Raw genomic sequence first — 17,903 nt, forward strand, 5'->3', positions numbered from 1 at the left:
GCCCATGAGCCAAGCCGCCACGGCGCTCCGCCCGGCCGGATCGAACGCGCCTCCCGCCGCCCCCATCCCTGTCCACGCCGAAGAGGTCGGCGCCTTCCTCGAGCGCGTCGGGGTGAGCTCGTCCGGCGGGCTCTCCGACGACGAGGCGCAGAAGCGCCTCGCGGAGCACGGCAAGAACCGCCTGCCCGAGACGAAGAAGAAGAGCGCGCTCGTCCGCATCCTCGAGCAGTTCGCGAACCCGCTGGTGCTCACGCTCCTCGCCGCGGCGGCGATCGCCGTGGTCGTCGGCTTCACCGCCGACAAGGACCAGAGCTTCCTCCACCGGTTCGGCGACGCGATCGCGATCCTGCTCATCGTGATCCTGAACGCCTTCCTCGGTTACTACCAGGAGCGGCGCGCGGAGGCGGCCCTGGACGCCCTCCAGAAGCTCAGCGCGCCGAACGCGCGCGTGCGCCGCGGCGGCAAGACCGTGGTCATCGCGGCCGAGGACGTCGCGCCCGGCGACATCCTCGAGCTCGAGGCGGGCGACTCGGTCCCGGCCGACGCGCGGCTCGTGCAGACGATCAGCTTCGCGACCGAGGAGGCGGCGCTGACGGGCGAGAGCGCGGCCGCGGTCAAGGACGCGCTCGCCCCGGTCGCGCGCGACGCGCCGCTCGGCGACCGGGTCACGATGATCTTCACGGGCACGAGCGTCGTGCGCGGCAAGGGGCGCGCGGTGGTGACCGCGACCGGCGTGAGCACCGAGCTCGGCCGGATCGGCGAGATGATCCGCTCGGTCGGCGAGCAGAAGACGCCCCTCGAGGAGCGGCTCGATCGCTTCGGCTCGGTGATCCTGCGGGTGTGCCTGGCGCTCTCCGCGGTGCTGCTCGGCTGGGGGTTCATCCGGGGCGGACGGCCGTGGCACGAGCTCCTGCTCGAGGGCGTGAGCCTCGCCGTGGCCGCCATCCCCGAGGGGCTGCCCGCGATCACGACGATCACGCTCGCGCTGGGGATGCAGCGCATGGCGCGGCGCGGGGCGATCGTGCGCAAGCTGCCCGCGGTCGAGACGCTCGGCGCCGCGACGATCATCGCGTCGGACAAGACGGGCACGCTCACCCAGAACGAGATGACCGTGCGCAACGTGTACGCGGGCGGCCGCCGCTACACGGTGACCGGCGAGGGGTACGACCCGACGGGCGCGCTGCGGGACGAGCACGGCGCGGAGGTCGTGGAGCACTCGGCGCCGCTCACCTACCTGTTCGCGACGGTCGCCCTCTGCAACAACGCGTCGCTCAACGAGGACCAGGCGACGGGCCGCTGGAACATCGTCGGCGATCCGACCGAGGGGGCGCTGCTGACGCTGGCCGCGAAGGGCAGCTACTCGCGCGAGTCGGTGGCGCCGTCGCACGCGTTCGTGCACGAGCTGCCGTTCGACAGCGACCGCAAGCGGATGACGGTGATCACGCGGGACGAGCGCGGCCGCGAGATCGCGCACGTGAAGGGGAGCGTCGACGTGCTCCTGCCGCTCTGCGTGAAGTTCGCCGACGACAAGGGCGTGCGGGCGCTGTCCGAGGACGACCGCGCCGCGATCGTCGCCGAGGCCGATCGCATGAGCGCGGCCGCGCTGCGCGTGCTCGCGATCTGCCGCCGGGTGCGGGTCAGCCGCGACGAGGACGACGTCGAGCGCGAGCTCACGTTCCTCGGCCTGGTCGGGATGATGGACCCGCCGCGGCAGGGGGTGAAGGAGGCGGTGGCCGAGTGCCGCCGCGCCGGCATCCGCGCCGTCATGATCACCGGCGACCACCGGCTCACCGCGACGGCGATCGCCAAGGAGATCGGGCTCTGGGACGAGGGCGACGAGGCGCTCAGCGGCGCGGAGCTCGCGGTGATGAGCGACGAGGAGCTGGCGCGGCGGATCATGCACCTGCGCGTCTTCGCCCGGACGACGGCGGAGCAGAAGCTCCGGCTCGTGCGGGCGTTCAAGGCGCACGGCCACATCGTGGCGATGACGGGCGACGGCGTGAACGACGCGCCCGCGCTCCGGGAGGCGCACATCGGCGTGGCGATGGGGCGCGGGGGCACCGACGTGGCGCGGCAGGCGGCGGACCTCGTGCTGGCGGACGACAACTTCGCGACCATCGTCGAGGCGGTGCGCGAGGGGCGCGCCATCTACCGCAACATCCAGAAGTTCATCTTCTTCCTCCTCTCGTCGAACATGGGCCTCCTCGTGGCCGTGTTCGTCGTCTCGTTCTTCGGCAAGTGGCCGCCGCTGACGCCGCTCATGATCCTCTGGATCAACCTCGTCACGAACGGCCTGCCCGCGCTCGCGCTCGGCATCGATCCGCCGGATCCGCAGCTCATGTCGGAGGCGCCGCGGCCGCGCGACGAGGGCCTGCTCGTCAAGCGCGACTACCTCGGGATCCTGTACGTCGGCGCGATCATGGGGCTCGCCGCCGTCGCGCTCTACGCGACGTCGGACCAGACCGAGGAGGCGCTGCTGCGCACGCGCGCCGTCGCCTTCTCGCTGCTGGCGCTGTCGCCGCTCTTCCACGCCTGGAGCTGCCGTAGCCCGGTCATCTCGCTCTTCGCGTCGAAGCCGCTCATCAGCCTCCCGCTCCTCCTGGCGGTCGCGGCGAGCGCGGCGATCCACCTGATTGCGCTGCTCGTGCCCGCGCTGCGCCCGGTCTTCCGCACGTACGCGATGTCGTCGGACGAGTGGATGCTCCTGCTCGTCCTCTCGGCGCTCATCGTCCCGGCCGTCGAGATCGCAAAGCTCGTGTACCGCCGGATCCGCCCCGAAGGCGCCGGCCCCGCCCGCCTCACGCCCGCCTCCAAGCCCCACGGATGACCGCCGGGTGGGGGCCTCGGCAGCGCCGAGCCCCCTCGCCTGCCACGTCAGACGGCCACCTCACGGCGTCCAGGGTGCCGCCTCGGGTGGGCGACGCGGAGCGATCCGGAAAGAAAGTGCTCGTGGTAAGAACAAGCGGGCGCGGAGAGGCGTCCAAACCCGAGCTTATGAGACGTAAATCACACCACCTCCGTGCGCTGGGGGCTCATGCCTCCGGCTCCCGCCTCGCCGCGCTCGCGCCCGTCGCGCTGGCGGCGCTGACCGCCGCCGCCCCCTCCCCTGCCCTCGCCGCCGGCACGCCGATCGCGGCGCCGCTCGTCGAGTCGAAATGGCTCAAGCTCGACGGGATCCCGAAGGAGTGGCCGGTGGCGTTCACCTCCCTCGGCCTCAAGGTGAAGGGCAAGCCCAGCAAGGCCGATCTGGCCGCGCAGGTGGCCATCGCCTACGACGACGCGCGGATCTACGTGGCGGCCGACGTGACCGACGACGCGCTGCGAGGCGGCGCCGATCACGTGAAGGTCGTGATCGGGTTCCCGGGCGGAAAGGTCCAGGAGGTCGCGCTCTACCCGGGACAGCCGGGCAAGACCGCGGGCAGCGTCAAGATCCCGGGCGGCAAGGCGGTGGCCGGGGCGAGGGTCATCGAGGCCCCCCGGAGCGGCGGGTACACCCTGGAGGCGAGCGTCCCCTGGACGGCGTTCCCCGAGGCGGCGACGACCCGGGTCGGGCTGCGGGCGGGGCTCTTCGTCCACGACGACGACGGCGGAGGGGTCGACGCCGTCGTCGGCAGCGCCGCCTCGGAGGCGTACGGGTCGCTGTCGCCGCTCGCGACCGAGCCGGAGCTCGCGCTCACCGACGGCCTCCTCCGGAGCAAGGGCATCCAGGGCCGCGCGAGCTACGACCTCGTCGCCGACGTGGCCGGCGACGGGATGCGGGAGCGGGTGCTCGTCCACGAGCGGTTCCTGGTCGTCCTCGGCCCCGGGTTCCGGAAGGGCGCGCAGTATTACTTCGAGGACCTCGGGGTCGACGCCAAGGACGGGATGGTGCCGTCGCTCACGGCGCGCGACCTGACGGGCGACGGCCAGGCCGAGCTCATCCTGCGGAAGCGCTCCGGCAGCAGCGCGAAGTACCGCGAGGTGATCCACGTGCTCCAGTTCGGCGCCGGCGACACGCCGAGGCCGATCTTCCAGCACGAGATCGCGATCGCGACGGACAAGGGCTCGGTCGTCAACGACGTCGACTTCGTGGCGGACGGCGACAAGATGGCGATCCGCGTGGAGCCGGGCAAGGCGACCCGGTACGACGCGAGCAACTACGCGGAGGGGGTCGAGACGACGTACGACCCGCTGCTCTTGCCGTGGGGGTCGATCAAGTCGCAGCTCTACAAGCTGACCGGCGGGGTGTTCACCAAGGCGAGCGAGCAGCGGCAGGCGGGCGCCGCGGGGCAGCGCCCGGCGCCGGCGAGGGCCGAGGAGGCGCGGGCCGCGCCCAAGCCGGCCGGCCTCTCGCCGGCCGAGATGCTCGACAAGGTGTACGCCCTCTACCGGCGCGACCGGAACGCCTCGTCGAGCAAGCCACGGTTCGACCTCGGCGCCGACGTGGCCGCCGGCAAGGAGCCCGAGCGGGTGCTCCTGCACGACCGCGACATCGTCGTGTTCGGCAAGGGGTTCCGGGGCGGCGCGGGGTACGCGTTCATGACGCTCGCGCAGTTCGCGTCTCCGGCCGACATCCGCTCGGTGCGCGCGCTCGATCTCACCGGCGACGGCAAGGCGGAGATCATCGTCCACGGCACCGTCCGCGCGGCGGCGCCCAAGGAGGCGGGCGGCGGGACCGTGGACCGCGACGTCGTGCAGATCTTCCGGGTCGAGGGCGAGAGCATCCAGCGGATCTTCGCGGCCGAGGTGGCGCGCAGCATCGGCGACAAGAAGATCGCCGGCGAGCTCAAGTTCGTGCGCGTGGGCGACAAGATGGGGATCGAGCTCGCCCCGGGGAAGGCCGTCGAGTGGACGGAGCAGACGTATCCCTTCAACCAGGACAAGGCGCCTGTCGGCGGCTTCGAGCCGCTGCTGCTGCCGTGGGGGGGCGCGCAGCCGGCGCGGTACGTCTGGAACGGGTCGATCTTCGCCAAGTAGGCGGGAAGAGGGCCTCGCGGCGCCTGGAGACGGACAGGCGCCCGGCGAGCTCGACGCGGTAGCCCTTGGGCTACCGCTCGTAGGCAAGACGGCGGCGACGGCGTCGAGCCGCCGACACAGCCGCGAAGGCGAGGCCGAGCAGGGTCAAGGCGACGCCGCTCCAGGCGACGACCCGGAGGCGTGGGTCCGCATCGAGCGCGGTGGCCTCGTCGGCGCGGCTCTGGACGATGACCACGAGATCGGTGTGACCGACCGGCGCCACCCCGGCGAGAAATGCGCCGCCGTATTTCGCGGGATCGCGCTCGGCGAGCGGATCGCGCCAGTCGTCCACCGAGGCTACCCGGTCGGGCGGCGGGAGCTGAAGCTGATCCAGCGCAGGCGCGCCGGAGGCCGGAGCCGCGGGCAGGAGGTCGCTCAGGATCGCGCTGCGCAGCGCCGCGCTCTCGCCATGACCGACGCCATCGTGGACGAGCACCGTGAACTCGTCGCTCGCCGGAGCCGGACCGCCGCGCTCGCGATCGCGGCGCGCTGCAAGCACGGCGAACCGACGGCCGTCGCTGAGCTGGAGCGCACCGAGCCGGGAGTCCGTCGCGATGGTGGCGATGAGCGCCCCGGCGAACTCGCCGGAAGCGCCGCGGATCGGGGCCGCCAGGGCGAACTTGTGCTGGTGGTCGGTCTCCGACCGGAAGACGCGGGAGACATACGCCACGCCGGAGTCCGGCCCCTCGGCGAGGCGCCGTGCCCCCTGGAAGTAGTCGCGGAAGTCGTACTTCCCCTGAGGCGCCGGCGCCCGCGGCCAGTGCAAGAGGAGCACGCCCTCCCGATCGACCACGAACCAGGTGACCAGCGACGGGCCTCCATTCCGGCCGACGTACGCCTTGCGGAGCTCATCGAGCGCCGGGAGGTGCGGCTGCTCGACGAGCGCCGCAGCCCTTGGATCGGCGGCGGCGCGGTACACGAGCACGCCGTAGTGCCAGAGCTGCGCGAGCACCGCGCCGGCGACGGCCCGGGCTGCGTAGACATTGCCATCGAGCACCTCCTGCCGGCGCGCTTCCTGCTGGGCACACGCCGTGGCCACCGCGCCCGCCAATGCGAGCGTCGCGGCCAGGATCAGCGCCACCGCGGTCGGGTGGCGGGCGAACCAGAGGAGCGCGCGCCCGACCAGGCCGCGGGCGCGGGCCACGACGGGCTCGCCGCGCAGCCAGCGCTCCAGATCATCGGCGAGCGCCTCGGCGGAGCCATACCGGCGCTCGGGCTTCTTGCGGAGGCAGGTGAGGCAGATGGCCTCCAGATCGCGGGACAGGTCGCGGCGGAGGGAGCGCGGCGCGGCCGGCTCCTCCTCGATGGTGCGGCGCAACGACTGCATCGGTGTCGAGCCGTCGAAGGGGCGTCGCCCGGTCAGCAGCTCGTAGAGCATGACGCCGAGGCTGAAGATGTCGGCCGCCGCCGTGACCCGCTTCGCGTGGCCCATCGCCTGCTCCGGCGCCATGTAGCCCGGGGTCCCCAGGCGATCGCCCGTCATGGTGCCGCCCTCCTGGCCGAGCTGCTTGGCCACCCCGAAGTCCGCGACATAGGGCGCCCCGTCGTTGTCGAAGAGGATGTTCGCGGGCTTCAGGTCGCGGTGCAGGACGTGGCGGCGGTGGCCCTCGTGGACGGCGCGGGCGAGCTTCGCGACGAGCCCGGCGGCGCGGCGCGGGTCGCGGTAGTGCTCGAGGCGGGCGGTGAGCGTGCCGCCCTCCATGAGTTTCATCGTGAAGAACGCCTGGCCCTCGTGCTCGCCGACATCGTAGATCGGCACGATGTTGGGATGATCCAGCCGGGACGCGAGCGCGATCTCGCGCTGGAACAGCCGTGCCGCGGTGTCGGTCGCGAAGGGGCCGCCCGGGAGCATCTTGAGGGCGACGATCCGATTGGCGCGGACCTGCCGGGCCCGGTAGACGACGCCCATGCCGCCGGCGTCGATGCGGCCGAGGATCTCGTAGCCGCCGTGGCGCAGCGACGGGAGGGAGCTGTCCTGCTGGCCGGGTGCGTCGGACTCGGCCGGCGGTGCGCCGCGGAGGGCCACGCGGGCGATCAGGCAGGATGGACAGAGGCCGTGCGGCGCGTCTCTCGTGATCTCCGAGCGGCATATCGGACAGACGCGGAGCGTCGGGGCCAGGGCGGTGGGTGTGTGATCTTCACTAGCCATCACCCATCATTCTGGATCCCGCCAGAAAGGTTACCGTCCTCCGACGGATCTCCCCTGAGCGACTGGAGCAGAGCGCGCAGCTCGTCGTCCACGTCCTCCACGCGCGCGACCGTGCGCGCCACTTCCTCGCGAAGAATCCGCTCGTAGCGGTCATAAAGGCGGGAGGTCGCTGTCTTCACTGCCTCCACGTTCATCCCCAGCGCTGCTGCGACCTCCTTGTGCCGCCGCTCGTCCCCTTCCCCGGACAGGCGCCCCTTCAGCGCCTCGAAGAGCGGCCCCTGTCCGGCCTCCTCATAGTGGGCTTTCAGCGTGGCGAGCGTGCGCTCGAGCAGCTGCAGGGCGAAGCGTCGCTCGTAGAGCCTCTCCGGGGTGAGCCTGTGGGCCGGCTCTGCCTGATAGCACCGCTCCGCGCGCTCCGCGTCGAATCCGCGGAGCGCGCCGCTTCCATTGCTGACACCGCCACGCTTCTGGGCGCGAGCGCGCGCGCGCTCGTTCGCGACGTAATGCTTGACGCACGCGATGAGCCACGACCGGAACCGGCCGCGCTCTTGGTCGGCCGTCGGGAGGTCGTTCCTCTCGAGGAGGCGGGCGAACAAGCCCTGGGTCAGGTCCTGCGCCTCGTCGGCCGTAGCGCCGTAGCGGCGCACGAAGGAGTAGACGGGATACCAGTACAGCTCGCAGAGCGCGGCCAGCGCTTGCCTCCCCTCCGGGGTGAGCGGCAGGCCGGCCCTCCCGACCAGGCCCCAGGATGTCTCGGGGAAGCGGTGCGGCGGATCGGACGAAGGTGGACCCGACGAAGGCATTGGGGTGACCATGATAACGCGGGCTTGCGGGGCGCGGGGAGATCCTTTTAGGAGAGGACCGCGCCTACATGGTCGTTGTCATTCTACCGCAGCGCCATCCGATGGGCTCGGGCAGGCAGCTCGCGGCGCCGTCCGCGCGGGGCGGCGAGAGGGGTCATCGGGCTTTCTTCGGCGCTGGCTCGGAAGGCGCTGGATCGGCAAGAGTGCGACCGCCGCTCTCCCGGGTTGGCCCGGCGGGGTTGTGCTCCACGTCGAGGATCTCCCAGCGGTAGTAGCTGAAATTCCCGCTCTCGAGCTTCCACAGGACCTCCCCTCGGCTCGGAACCCCGATACCCCGGAACGTGCGCCAGTCCGAGCACGACACGGACCAGGGCGTGAGCTTCGCGTCCGCGCCGCCGCCGAGATAACGCTCTGCCTGCAGCCCGACCATGCGCCCCCGAGGATCGAACGTGAACACCGCCGATGCGACCTTCCCTGCGTGGCGCATCGTCGCCTTCGCGCTCGTCGCGTCGATCGACTCCCACGCGATGTAGGGGCTCAGCGCCGCTGACGGGAACCAGACGATCTCGCCCAGAAAACGCAGCATGGCGCCGTGGTCGATCTTCTCGTCGGCCGCGTCGACGATGTTGACGAGCGACGCCGCCTTGATGAGCATCTGGCCCTTGCCGGCGGCGTACTTGTCGCGGCCCTCGATCGGGAGGATGCCCATCATCTTCGTGGTGACCTTCCAGACGAACGCAGGCTCGTCGACGGAGAAGTACTGCTCGGCCTCCGCGGGCATCCAGGCGGCGTCGGGGCTGGTCCGGAGCTCGCCGCGCTGCTTCAGCCGGACCGTCTGAGCCCTTTCCCGGCCGACGACGCCCGAGGCCTCTAGCCAGGTGCGCACCGGCGCGGGCAGGCGCTCGAGCTCGGAGGGGTCGACGCTGGAGGTGTCAGACGCGGAGGGGCGGGCGAGCAGCGCTCGGACCTCCGAATCGACCTCATGGCGGAAGCGCGCGTGTGCGGCTGCGGACACGATCGGCAAGAGGAGGAGCACGTTGACGAGCGTCCCGAACTTCGCCAGAGGCCACGCGAGGACGACGAGGCCCTGGGACAGGAGCACGCCGAAGAGCGCCAGCGCCCACCACGCGTCGCGTCGCAAGACCTGGAGCGCTGCCGCCGCGAGCAGCGCTATCACCGCCGCGAGCCAGAGCAGAGCGAAGGCCCGACTGCCCGTGGGAGAGAGGGGCAAGAGCGTGCGATCGCTCGGCAGACCGGTGGCTGCGAGCTTCGACCACTCGCGGTATCCGACGAGGTGAATCGCGCCGTGGAGCGCGATCAGGAGGGCCAATCCGAGCCGCATGACGTGTCTCTTTCCCGGAATCGCCTGCCGCGCCGGGCCGACGCCTGGTCGTCTGCAGCCGACTCCGTCTCTCACTTGCCTTTTTTTGATTTTGCAGCCTGCGTGCCAAACCAGGAGCGACGCCGATGGCGCCGTCCATTCACGCGGAACCGAGCGCCGAAACGCGCAGCCCAGCGGTCGTCGACGCAGATCTTGCGTGCCCCGTTGGCCGTCGCGCAGCTCCTGTTGGGCTCAACATCGACGAGGTGTTGCGGATGCTGCCGGCGAAGCGCGCAATCGAGGCGTTAGATGTCCCTGCCGCATGGCACCGTCCCACTCGATCGACGTGGACCGCTGCTTGCGTCGATCGCCGGTATCCTACGCTCCGCCTGGCCAGCAGCTGCTGGTACGATGACGAAAACGGAGACGCCTGTACGTTCCTCGGTATGGTTCCCATCATGTGCCGCTACGACGGTGGAACTCGTGATTGAGAGCGCGCGCGTAGGACGCGGCCAGCCGCGCCGCGCGCTTCCAGTGGTTCGGGAGAGACGTACACGCAAGAGGCCCTGAAGCGGCCGAGGGAGACCGCCGCGTGCAGCCTGGGGTGATTGAAGAGGGCCGCGTCCGCGTGGCCGCCGCCGTTCACGGCCGCGTCATCCGGCGGGCTCCGGCAGGCAGCAGACGGTCGTCGGGCGCGCCTCGCCGCCGGCCGGCTCGCAGAACCCCACATGGTTGACCTCCCATTCGGCGCGGATGCTACCGAGGGCCGCACCATCCTCCTCGGGACTCAGGCACCGATCCGCCCCGCCGGCCGTGACCGGCGTCGTCCCGAGGAGCGCGCCCTCGCTGCACGCGCGATCCGAGTAGGCGCTCACCCGCGCGACGCACTCCCTCGGCGTGCGGCTGGGCACGCAGGCGCACGGCTCGCAGCTCCGCTGAAGGTCCTGGTCATAGAAGATGAACTTCTCCGAGAACACGGGCGGATCCCCCGGACCGGCGGGCGGGTAGCATCCGCTATCCCCCTCCATCCCGATCATGCAGGAGCGCCGCCCGGGGGGCACCTTGGCCTCTTGTTGGTTGATCATGCAGACATCCCCGCCCACTGGACACTCGAAGTGGGCCACCCCGCCACTGCACGCGATCGCGATCTTGGCAGGGCCCGCCGGCGGAGAGGGCTCGTCCACGGTGAACGGCGTGCACGATCCATCCCGCGCCGTCGTATCCGGTGAGGTCCCCGCACGACGGCTCGGGCTCGTCAGGGTCTCCGATCCACAGGAGCAGCGGATCGTAGAAGCCGACCATCGGCTGTATCACGCACCTCCCGGCGCAGACGCCGTTGCTGGTGCCGTCCTCGTTGGTGATGTGGCAGAGATTCCCGGGAGGCCGCACGGCGGCTCTGCGCTGCCACAGCCGCTCGCGACGAGCACGCCGCCCAGGCCCCCCAGCGACAGCGTGATCGACGCGCGCAGAAGCCACCCCTTCCTGTTCCACCTCATCGCGACATCACCGCCTTCCCCACGCGCTCGCGAGGAGCCCGTGCACGCTGTACCACCGGTTGGCTCCTGCCGCGGGCGGCGCGCCCGCCGCCCACCGGTGTTCTCGACCAGGCCCTCACGGCGCCTCCAGCGCCTTCGGCAGGCAGCAGACCGTCTTGGCGTCGCCGACCACCTTGTCGTGGATGGGATCGCCACCCGTCGGCTTGCACGTCCCGGGCTCGCTCGAGAGCCACATTGCGCTCACGCTGCCCAGGCCGGGGGGCGTCCGCAAGTCCATGGCGTAAGCGCATCGGCCCGCGCCCAGCGCAGCCAGGCGTGTCGTCAAAGCGTCGCGAGCGCCCCGAAGCTAGCGAGCCCGACCGAGGCATCCTTGAGGATCTCGAGGGAGGGCGAGCGACGATTCGGGGCGCTCGCGACGCTTTGACGACACGGCCCACCGAGATCCCCTCGCCAATCAGTAGCTCGGCGGCAGTGGGCACGCCCGCGGAGTCGTCGCGGTCGTGCGCTCCGCTGCCAAGAGCGAAAGGTTCTGCTCGATGCCGGGCAAGTGCGGATTGGCGTTGCAAGCGCGACGGTAGCTTGCCTCCGCGCTCTCGAGATTACCGAGCAGCTGTTCGACGGCGCCAAGGCTGGCGTGGGCCTCGGACAGCTCCGGAAAGACGCGGGTGGCGCGGATGAACGCTGCTCGCGCTTCGGTCAGCCGTAGCTGCCGGCGCCGTTCGTTGCCGACGTTGTATTCGACGACGCCCAGCACCTCGGATTGGCTGAGTGGACGCGCATATTCGCGCGCCGAGCCGCCCGGTACCGGAAAGCGCTGGCCGTACCACGCGTCCGGCATCGCCTCACCGGCGCGCAGCAGCTCCACGTTGCGCGCGCCGCCCTGTTCCTGCACCCGCACGTAGAAGTGCCCAGGCATCATCACCCCGGACGCCGAATAGCCGAGCGCGTCAGCCAGCGCGAGAAACAAGGTACCAAGGCCAACGCAGCTTCCGCGGCGGCGCTCCAGCACGCCGGGCAGGCACACGAAGGCTAGATTCGTGTCGGCCACTTCGCGCACGAAGCTCCAACGACCGAACAAGAGCTCACTCAACACCGTAGCAGGCGAGCGCTGAGGCGACGAAGCGAGCGCGCTCTCCGCCTCGTCGACGAGACGCGAAAGCTCCGTCAGGCTCCAGGTCACCTGGCTCTCGTCGACAAACGCGATGTCACGGGCCAGGCCGATCAGGGCGCGGCCGAACGCAAGCTCTCGGCGCGGAACGCGAAAGCAGCCGCCGCCCGCGAGCAAGAGCAGGAGCAGGAGCGAGCGGCGCTTCATGGCTTCTTCAGCGGCTCCCAGTCTTCCCAGTAGTTGTAGAGATCACGCGCCGTCATCATCCAGATGACCAGCTTTTTCGTGCCGAGCGCCTCGACGCTGCGACGCAGAAGCTTTTGCCGCACGTTGGGGCCGCCGCCGTAGCTCATGACCAAGTCGAGCGGATACGCGATGCCACGCGCGAGGTGCGCCGAGACGCCAGCGTGCTCGGCGTCCGTCAGCTGATAGACGGCGGTGAAACTGTCGCCCAAGAGCACGACCGGGCTATCCGGGTCGTCGTCGTACGGCTTGCCGTCGGCAACGACCCGGTGCGCCACGAGCGTCTCAGGCGCGTATTTTTTCTGCTCAGCTTCCGGCAGTCGCGAATGCAGATCGCCGAAACGGGTGAAGCTGGTCTCGCGCAAGTCGTAAGCGCGCTTCTGCTTGGCGAGATCGGCGTACCAGGGGTACTTCTTCACGCGGGTGGCCAAGAGGTCTGCGGCCAAGCGCAGCCCACGGTCGGTCCAGTGCGTGTCTTGGCGCTGGAACAGAAACGGCCCCGCTGCGCTCGTGACCTTTGCCTGCAGAAATGCCGGCAGCAGGTCCACGATCTCCACGCCTTCCTTGCTGAGCCTTTCGATCAGCTTGCGGAAAGCCGGATTGATGACCTGGCCCGAGAGCGCTGTGAAAGCGGGGTCCAACTTTTCCGGATACACCTCGAGCTTCGTCGGGACCGGCACGAACAAGAAGTCGACCCCCTGCTCGTCGAGCAGCTTCTTGAATTCGAGGATCACCGGCAGCGGGTTCTTTCCCTTGCGTTGCTGCTCGAGATCACCACCGCTGACGTACTCGAGGTCGTTGCGGTAGAACAGAAAGCCATCTCGCCCAGCCAGCGCCTTGACCTTCGGCGGCATGCCTTTGAGCCGTTTCTTCAGGGCGTCATGGGTCGGCGTGAGCTTGGCCATCCACATCGGCCAAGAGCCGCCCGCCTGGGCCAGCTCGCGCTGCACCGCCTCGAGCCCCGGCGCGGGATTCGGCGACGGACGTGTCTTGCTTAGCCGAAGCGCCGGCTTCGCGGGCGCAGCGGCCGCGAGCGCCGCGCCTTCGCCACGCACCAGAAAGACGTTGTACGTGGCTTTGCCTTGCGGCTTGCCGCGCAGCACGATGGTCGGCGCCGGAAAAGCGCGCCCGCCCAGCTCTTGCTTGATGTAGGGCTCGGTCTGCGCGTCCGGAAAGCTCGGTCCCACCGGCATGAGATCGGTGTTGAAGGACGGGTACCAATACGACGAGAGTTGGTTCGCCCAAGCAGTCACCTCGCTCGGCGACAGCACCGGCGCCACGTAGTCCTTCTGAATCGCAGCCACAAGCACGGGAGTGACGACGCCAGGCGCCACTCGGCCATAGAGCTCGGGAAAGCCGTCCCCGTCCTGATCGGCGGAGCCCGCAAAAGGCTTGAACCAAGGCTGAAACTCTACCTTGGCCCACAACTCCACTGCGCCCGACGCGGCCTGATGAATGAACACCTCGCTCAGCAGCTGGCCGGAGGAGCCGGGCGGCAGCTGCAGGCCCCACCGCTCGCTGCGCACGGCTGAGCCAACCTCGGCCAGCGCTTCGGCCCCCGCTACCTTGTGCGCTTGCAAAAACTCCGACAGCGGCGCGAACGCCAGCGCTTGCTGCTGCTCGACCGGCGAGAGCGGCGTCTTCGCGAGATCGCTCGTCAGGCTGCCCTGGTCGAGCCGACCCGCGAACGCGCGCGAGGTATCGGGCGTGCCCGCGGCCGACATGGGCGTCTCTGGCTCCGGGTCGGCGATCATGAAGTTGCTGTGATAGGCGGCGTAGTCCAACGCGGCGCGCGTCGGGCGTGCCACCTCACGCACCCAGACCTGCGAGCGCGTTCGCGCATAGCCTTCGTTCAGCGTATGGACGTAAGCGTGCTCGACGCGCGTGCCCTCTCTCGCATCACCCCAGGGAAACTTCGCAGACCCGGCGTGACAAGCAACAATGCCAAGCGCCGATGCGGCGGCGAGCAAGCCCCAAAACCCAAGAGCGCGCTTACGCTGCGTCATAGCGACCTCGACGATAGTTCCACATCACTCGAAGCACCCGGAGCCCGTACGTCAGCGGGTTCAGGTGCGAGACCTCGTCCCCGTAGTGCGTGGGCACCGGCGCCTCGCCGACCGAAAGCCCACGTGCCCGCGCCGAGGCGATGACTTCCAGATCGAAATCGAAGCTGTCAGACAAGTCGTGAAACGGCAGCGCCAGCGCGCGCGGCCCATAGAGCAGGTAGCCGCTGTGGTAGTCAGTCATCGAAAGCGACAGCGTCCGGTTCTCGATGCGGTTCAGCAGCGCATTGCCGACGTACTTGTAGAGGGGCATACCACCCTGCAAGGCCGTGCCCGCAGCGATGCGCGAGCCCTGCAGCAGATCGAGCCCGCGACGCGAAAGCTCCCCGATCAGCCCGGGCAAGGCCTCGGGCGCATACTGACCGTCGGCGTGGATACAGGCGACCAGATCCGGCGCATCGGCGCAAGCCTTGGCCAGACCGTCTTTCATCGCCGCACCGTAACCGCCGTTGTTGGGCCGCCGGAGCAAGCTGAGGCGAAACGCCGACGAGCTGTGGCGCTCGACCCTACGGGCCGTGTCGTCGCGACTGCCGTCGTCGACGACCACCACGTGGGTGGGCCCCGACGAAGCCAAGCCGCCGACGCGCTCCAGCACCGACTCGATGTGCCGGGCAGCGTTGTACGCAGGGATGACGACCGTTACCTTCATGCGGAGCTCGCGAGCTGGGAGAGCGAGGATGCCGCTGCGACGCGAGCGCCGTAGCGCTCGACGTAGTCGTGCACGATCGGCGGCAAGGAGGTGGCCAGGCGTCGCCGGGGCTTCCAACCGAGCAGTCGCTGCGCTTTCTGAACGTCGGGGATGCGTTCCTGCGTGTCGTCGTAGCCGGGGCCATAGAACTCGGCGGCCGACACCGCGCGAAACTGGGCAGGCGCACGCTCGGGTAACCGCTCAGCGAAAGCGTCGGCCAGCAGCCGAGCGAGCTCCGCGATACTGACGTCATTGTCCGGGTTACCGATGTTGAAGATCTGACCTCTACTCTGCTTCGGCCGCTCGAGCACGCGGCACACGGCTTCGACCATGTCGCTCACATCCATGAACGCCCGCCGTTGCGCGCCGCCGCCCACGAGCGGCAAGGGCTCCCCTCGCAGCAGCGCGCTCATGAAGCAGGCCAGCACGCGGGGTGTCCCCTCCCCGTCGATGCCGGGCAGGAAGTCCATGCGCGCGCCGATGGTGTTGAAGGGCCGAATGATCGTGAACGGCAACGCGCCGTGCTGACCGTGCGCCCAGATCACCCGCTCGAGCAGCTGCTTGGCGCACGAATACGTCCAGCGCTCGCGCCCCACGGGGCCGAGCAAGAAGCACGAGTCGTCCTCGTGCATACGCGCGGTCGGCAGCCCCTGCGCGTCCAGCGCGGTGCGCCCGTAAACCTCGGCGGTCGAGAAATGAATCAAGCGCACGGCGCGCTCCGCGCAGCGTTTCACGAGCGGCAACAGGTGCGTGAAGCTGGCGTCGATGACCTCCAGCGGGATGGTCGAGTACTGGGCTGGGTTGCAAAGCGCCGTGAGCGAGATCACGACCTGACAGCGCTCGGTCACGTTCTCGACGAGCCCCGGCGCCTCGACGCGCGCCTCGATGCGCCGCACGCGCGGGTCCCAACACTCGAGCTTGGTCAAATCCACGTCGACGGCGTCGACCTGGCAGGCAAAGCGCTCAAGCAAAGCCGGCACCAGGTGCGAGCCGATGAAGCCGCCCGCGCCGACCACGGCGATGCGCGTTTCCCTCACGGTGAGCCACTCCCGGCCGACGGAATGAAGACGTCGGGCCAGCGATCATTGGCCGAGTTGTAGGTGAGGCGCGCGGCCTTTTCGGGCGGCGTGCCCACCTCCCACAGGTAAATCTCGTAGTCGGCGGTGTCGTGGTCGTGACCGCGCTGGGTGATGCCCCAGACCATCCATTTGCCGTCGCGCGACAGCTGCGGGAAGTACTCGTGCGAGCGGCGACCCGGCAAGTCCATGAACTGGAGCTTGTCCAAGTCGACGTCCTCCGGCGGCGTGCCGTTATCGATCGGCATGCGCAGCACCCGGCTATCGCCGTTCCCGGTTGGGTGAACCCAGTAGATGGCCGTGTGATCCGGCGTCCAGTTCACCTGGCAGCCCAGCCCGGTCTGGGTCCAGGCCTTCTTGGCGATGTTCCAGATGCCGGTTTCGCGCTTCGAGCCGCGCAGCGTGATGGCGAGGTACTTGCCGTCACTCGAAAGCTCCGGCTGCTGCAGCAAGGCGCCGTCCAGATCGGATACGCCCTCGCTGTCCATCAACTGCGTCTCTGCGCCGCTGCCGAGCTTGCTGCGAAAGACCTTCGTGCCGCGTACGAACAGGATCTCATCCTCCGAAATCCAGCTACCCCAGCTCGCGCTCTCGACGACCTTCTTCGGCTCGGAGCCGTCCGGCTTGATCGTGTAGATGTCCCATTTGTCGCTGGTGTTGGCGTCGCGTTCGCTCACCCAGCCTTGTTTGCTGCGGGAAAACAGGATTTGCGCGCCGCTCGGAGAGAACCTCGGGAACCAGTCGACCTCGTCGCCCTTGGTGATCTGTTTGACGTCCGAGCCGTCGGTCTTCATCGTGAACAGGTCGTGATTGCCCACGCGGGAGCTGGACCAGACGATGGTGCCGTTGGCCTTTTCGCCGACCTCGCGCATCAGCGCGACGTCCTCCGCGGGCGGGGCTTCGTCGGCACCCTTCGGGGGCTCGCCCGAAAAGGCCGAGCATCCGAGCACAGCCGAGCAGCACAGAGTACCAATTTGCTGCAGTGGGAAACGCAGGCTCATCTAATTTGTCCTTTCTCGAGCTTCACTCGCGCGGGGTGCGAGGGTGGCCGCCTCGACGGCGGGTGAAGGAGAACAGTGACGCAACCCAGCGCGCACGCCGAGCGGCGCGTAGCCGAGGTCGTTCATGGCTTCGGTCGGGTCGAGATCGGCGTCGTTGACGACGCCGGCTATCGCGCTCGAGGTGAGCGGGGGCCGCTTCATGAACACGGGGAGCACGGCTGCTAGCGCCCGGCACGCCCACACCGGTAGGTGCAAGAACGGCCGAGGCCGATCGTGATGAAGCAGCAGCAGCTCCGCGAGCTCGCGCATCGAAATCACCTCCGCGCCGCTGAAGTTGTAGGTCTTGCCGTGCGCGATCGGCGCATTGGCGAGCCGCACGAGGCCGTCGACGACATCCTCGGACCAAACGGGCCTTTTGAGCGCGCCCCCGGCGCCGATGAACGGCACCACCGGAAACCGCCGCAAGTAGTCGAGGAACATCAGGAGCTCCTGGCCGCCGCCCTGCTCGTAAACCAGCGTGGGCCGCACGATCGTGTAGGCGAGCCCTGAGCCCTGGACGAGACGCTCGGCCTCGAGCTTGGACTCGGCATAGCGCGTGCGACGGGGGTAAACGACGGAGGCCGACGAGACGTACACGAAGTGCGGCACCCCCGCTCTTCGCGCCTCCGCGACAAGGTGCGCCGTGCCGTCGCGGTTGACGCGCTGAAACATCGTGGGGTCGTGGGTGATGATGATGGCGGCCAAGTGGTAGACGAGGTCGACGCCGCGACACACGCCGGCCAATGTGTTCGGATCGCTGATATCGCCTTCGCGTACGTCGCAGCCCAGCGCATCCATGCGCGCTCGCAACGGATCACCGGGCAGCACGAGCGCTCGCACTTGCCAGCCCGCTATGCGCAGCCGCGCCGTCAAGCGGGCGCCCATCACGCCGGCGGCGCCGGTAACCAGGGCTGTCGGCAT

The 17,903-nt window shown here is 69.5% G+C and carries 13 protein-coding genes; 2 read left to right on the top strand and 11 right to left on the bottom strand.

The window, feature by feature from the left end; translation table 11 throughout:
- The first annotated feature begins 4 nt into the window (after positions 1-4).
- A complete protein-coding gene (locus WMF12_RS28960) occupies positions 5-2,827 on the top strand; it encodes a cation-translocating P-type ATPase (protein ID WP_437850597.1) in 2,823 nt (940 codons plus the stop codon).
- Positions 2,828-2,994: 167 nt separating this feature from the next.
- Positions 2,995-4,956: a sugar-binding protein gene (locus WMF12_RS28965; protein WP_437850599.1), complete on the top strand. Its 1,962-nt coding sequence runs from the start codon at positions 2,995-2,997 to the stop codon at positions 4,954-4,956.
- 70 nt (positions 4,957-5,026) lie between these two features.
- Here the strand turns inward: WMF12_RS28965 and WMF12_RS28970 are convergent, their stop codons facing one another.
- From WMF12_RS28970 to WMF12_RS29020, 11 genes are all read right to left on the bottom strand, one after another.
- Positions 5,027-7,144: a serine/threonine protein kinase gene (locus WMF12_RS28970; protein ID WP_437850601.1), complete on the bottom strand. Its 2,118-nt coding sequence runs from the start codon at positions 7,142-7,144 to the stop codon at positions 5,027-5,029.
- Positions 7,144-7,959, bottom strand: coding sequence for an RNA polymerase sigma factor (locus tag WMF12_RS28975; protein ID WP_437850603.1), 816 nt, complete (start codon positions 7,957-7,959; stop codon positions 7,144-7,146). Before WMF12_RS28975 ends, WMF12_RS28970 begins: the two co-directional genes overlap by 1 nt.
- A gap of 142 nt (positions 7,960-8,101) precedes the next feature.
- Positions 8,102-9,289 (bottom strand): DUF6544 family protein, encoded by a 1,188-nt coding sequence (locus WMF12_RS28980; RefSeq protein ID WP_437850605.1) that lies wholly within the window; start codon positions 9,287-9,289, stop codon positions 8,102-8,104.
- Between the two features lie 632 nt (positions 9,290-9,921).
- Positions 9,922-10,353: a hypothetical protein gene (locus WMF12_RS28985; RefSeq protein WP_437850607.1), complete on the bottom strand. Its 432-nt coding sequence runs from the start codon at positions 10,351-10,353 to the stop codon at positions 9,922-9,924.
- Positions 10,354-10,879: 526 nt separating this feature from the next.
- Positions 10,880-11,041, bottom strand: coding sequence for a hypothetical protein (locus WMF12_RS28990; protein WP_437850609.1), 162 nt, complete (start codon positions 11,039-11,041; stop codon positions 10,880-10,882).
- 177 nt (positions 11,042-11,218) lie between these two features.
- Positions 11,219-12,079: a transglutaminase family protein gene (locus WMF12_RS28995; protein ID WP_437850611.1), complete on the bottom strand. Its 861-nt coding sequence runs from the start codon at positions 12,077-12,079 to the stop codon at positions 11,219-11,221.
- A complete protein-coding gene (locus WMF12_RS29000; RefSeq protein WP_437850613.1) occupies positions 12,076-14,121 on the bottom strand; it encodes an alginate O-acetyltransferase AlgX-related protein in 2,046 nt (681 codons plus the stop codon). The genes WMF12_RS28995 and WMF12_RS29000 overlap by 4 nt, the downstream gene beginning before the upstream one ends.
- Positions 14,108-14,827, bottom strand: coding sequence for a glycosyltransferase family 2 protein (locus WMF12_RS29005; protein ID WP_437739931.1), 720 nt, complete (start codon positions 14,825-14,827; stop codon positions 14,108-14,110). The genes WMF12_RS29000 and WMF12_RS29005 overlap by 14 nt, the downstream gene beginning before the upstream one ends.
- A complete protein-coding gene (locus WMF12_RS29010) occupies positions 14,824-15,903 on the bottom strand; it encodes an NAD-dependent epimerase/dehydratase family protein (protein ID WP_437850614.1) in 1,080 nt (359 codons plus the stop codon). The genes WMF12_RS29005 and WMF12_RS29010 overlap by 4 nt, the downstream gene beginning before the upstream one ends.
- Positions 15,900-16,943 carry a TolB family protein gene (locus WMF12_RS29015; RefSeq protein ID WP_437850616.1) on the bottom strand — a complete coding sequence of 348 codons (1,044 nt, stop codon included), beginning with the start codon at positions 16,941-16,943 and terminating at the stop codon, positions 15,900-15,902. Before WMF12_RS29015 ends, WMF12_RS29010 begins: the two co-directional genes overlap by 4 nt.
- The gene (locus WMF12_RS29020; protein WP_437850618.1) at positions 16,944-17,903 is read right to left on the bottom strand and encodes an NAD-dependent epimerase/dehydratase family protein; all 960 of its coding nucleotides are present in this window, start codon (positions 17,901-17,903) and stop codon (positions 16,944-16,946) included. It lies immediately after the preceding gene.

Source organism: Sorangium sp. So ce363, from assembly GCF_051520435.1.
Taxonomy (GTDB): domain Bacteria; phylum Myxococcota_A; class Polyangia; order Polyangiales; family Polyangiaceae; genus Sorangium; species Sorangium cellulosum_B.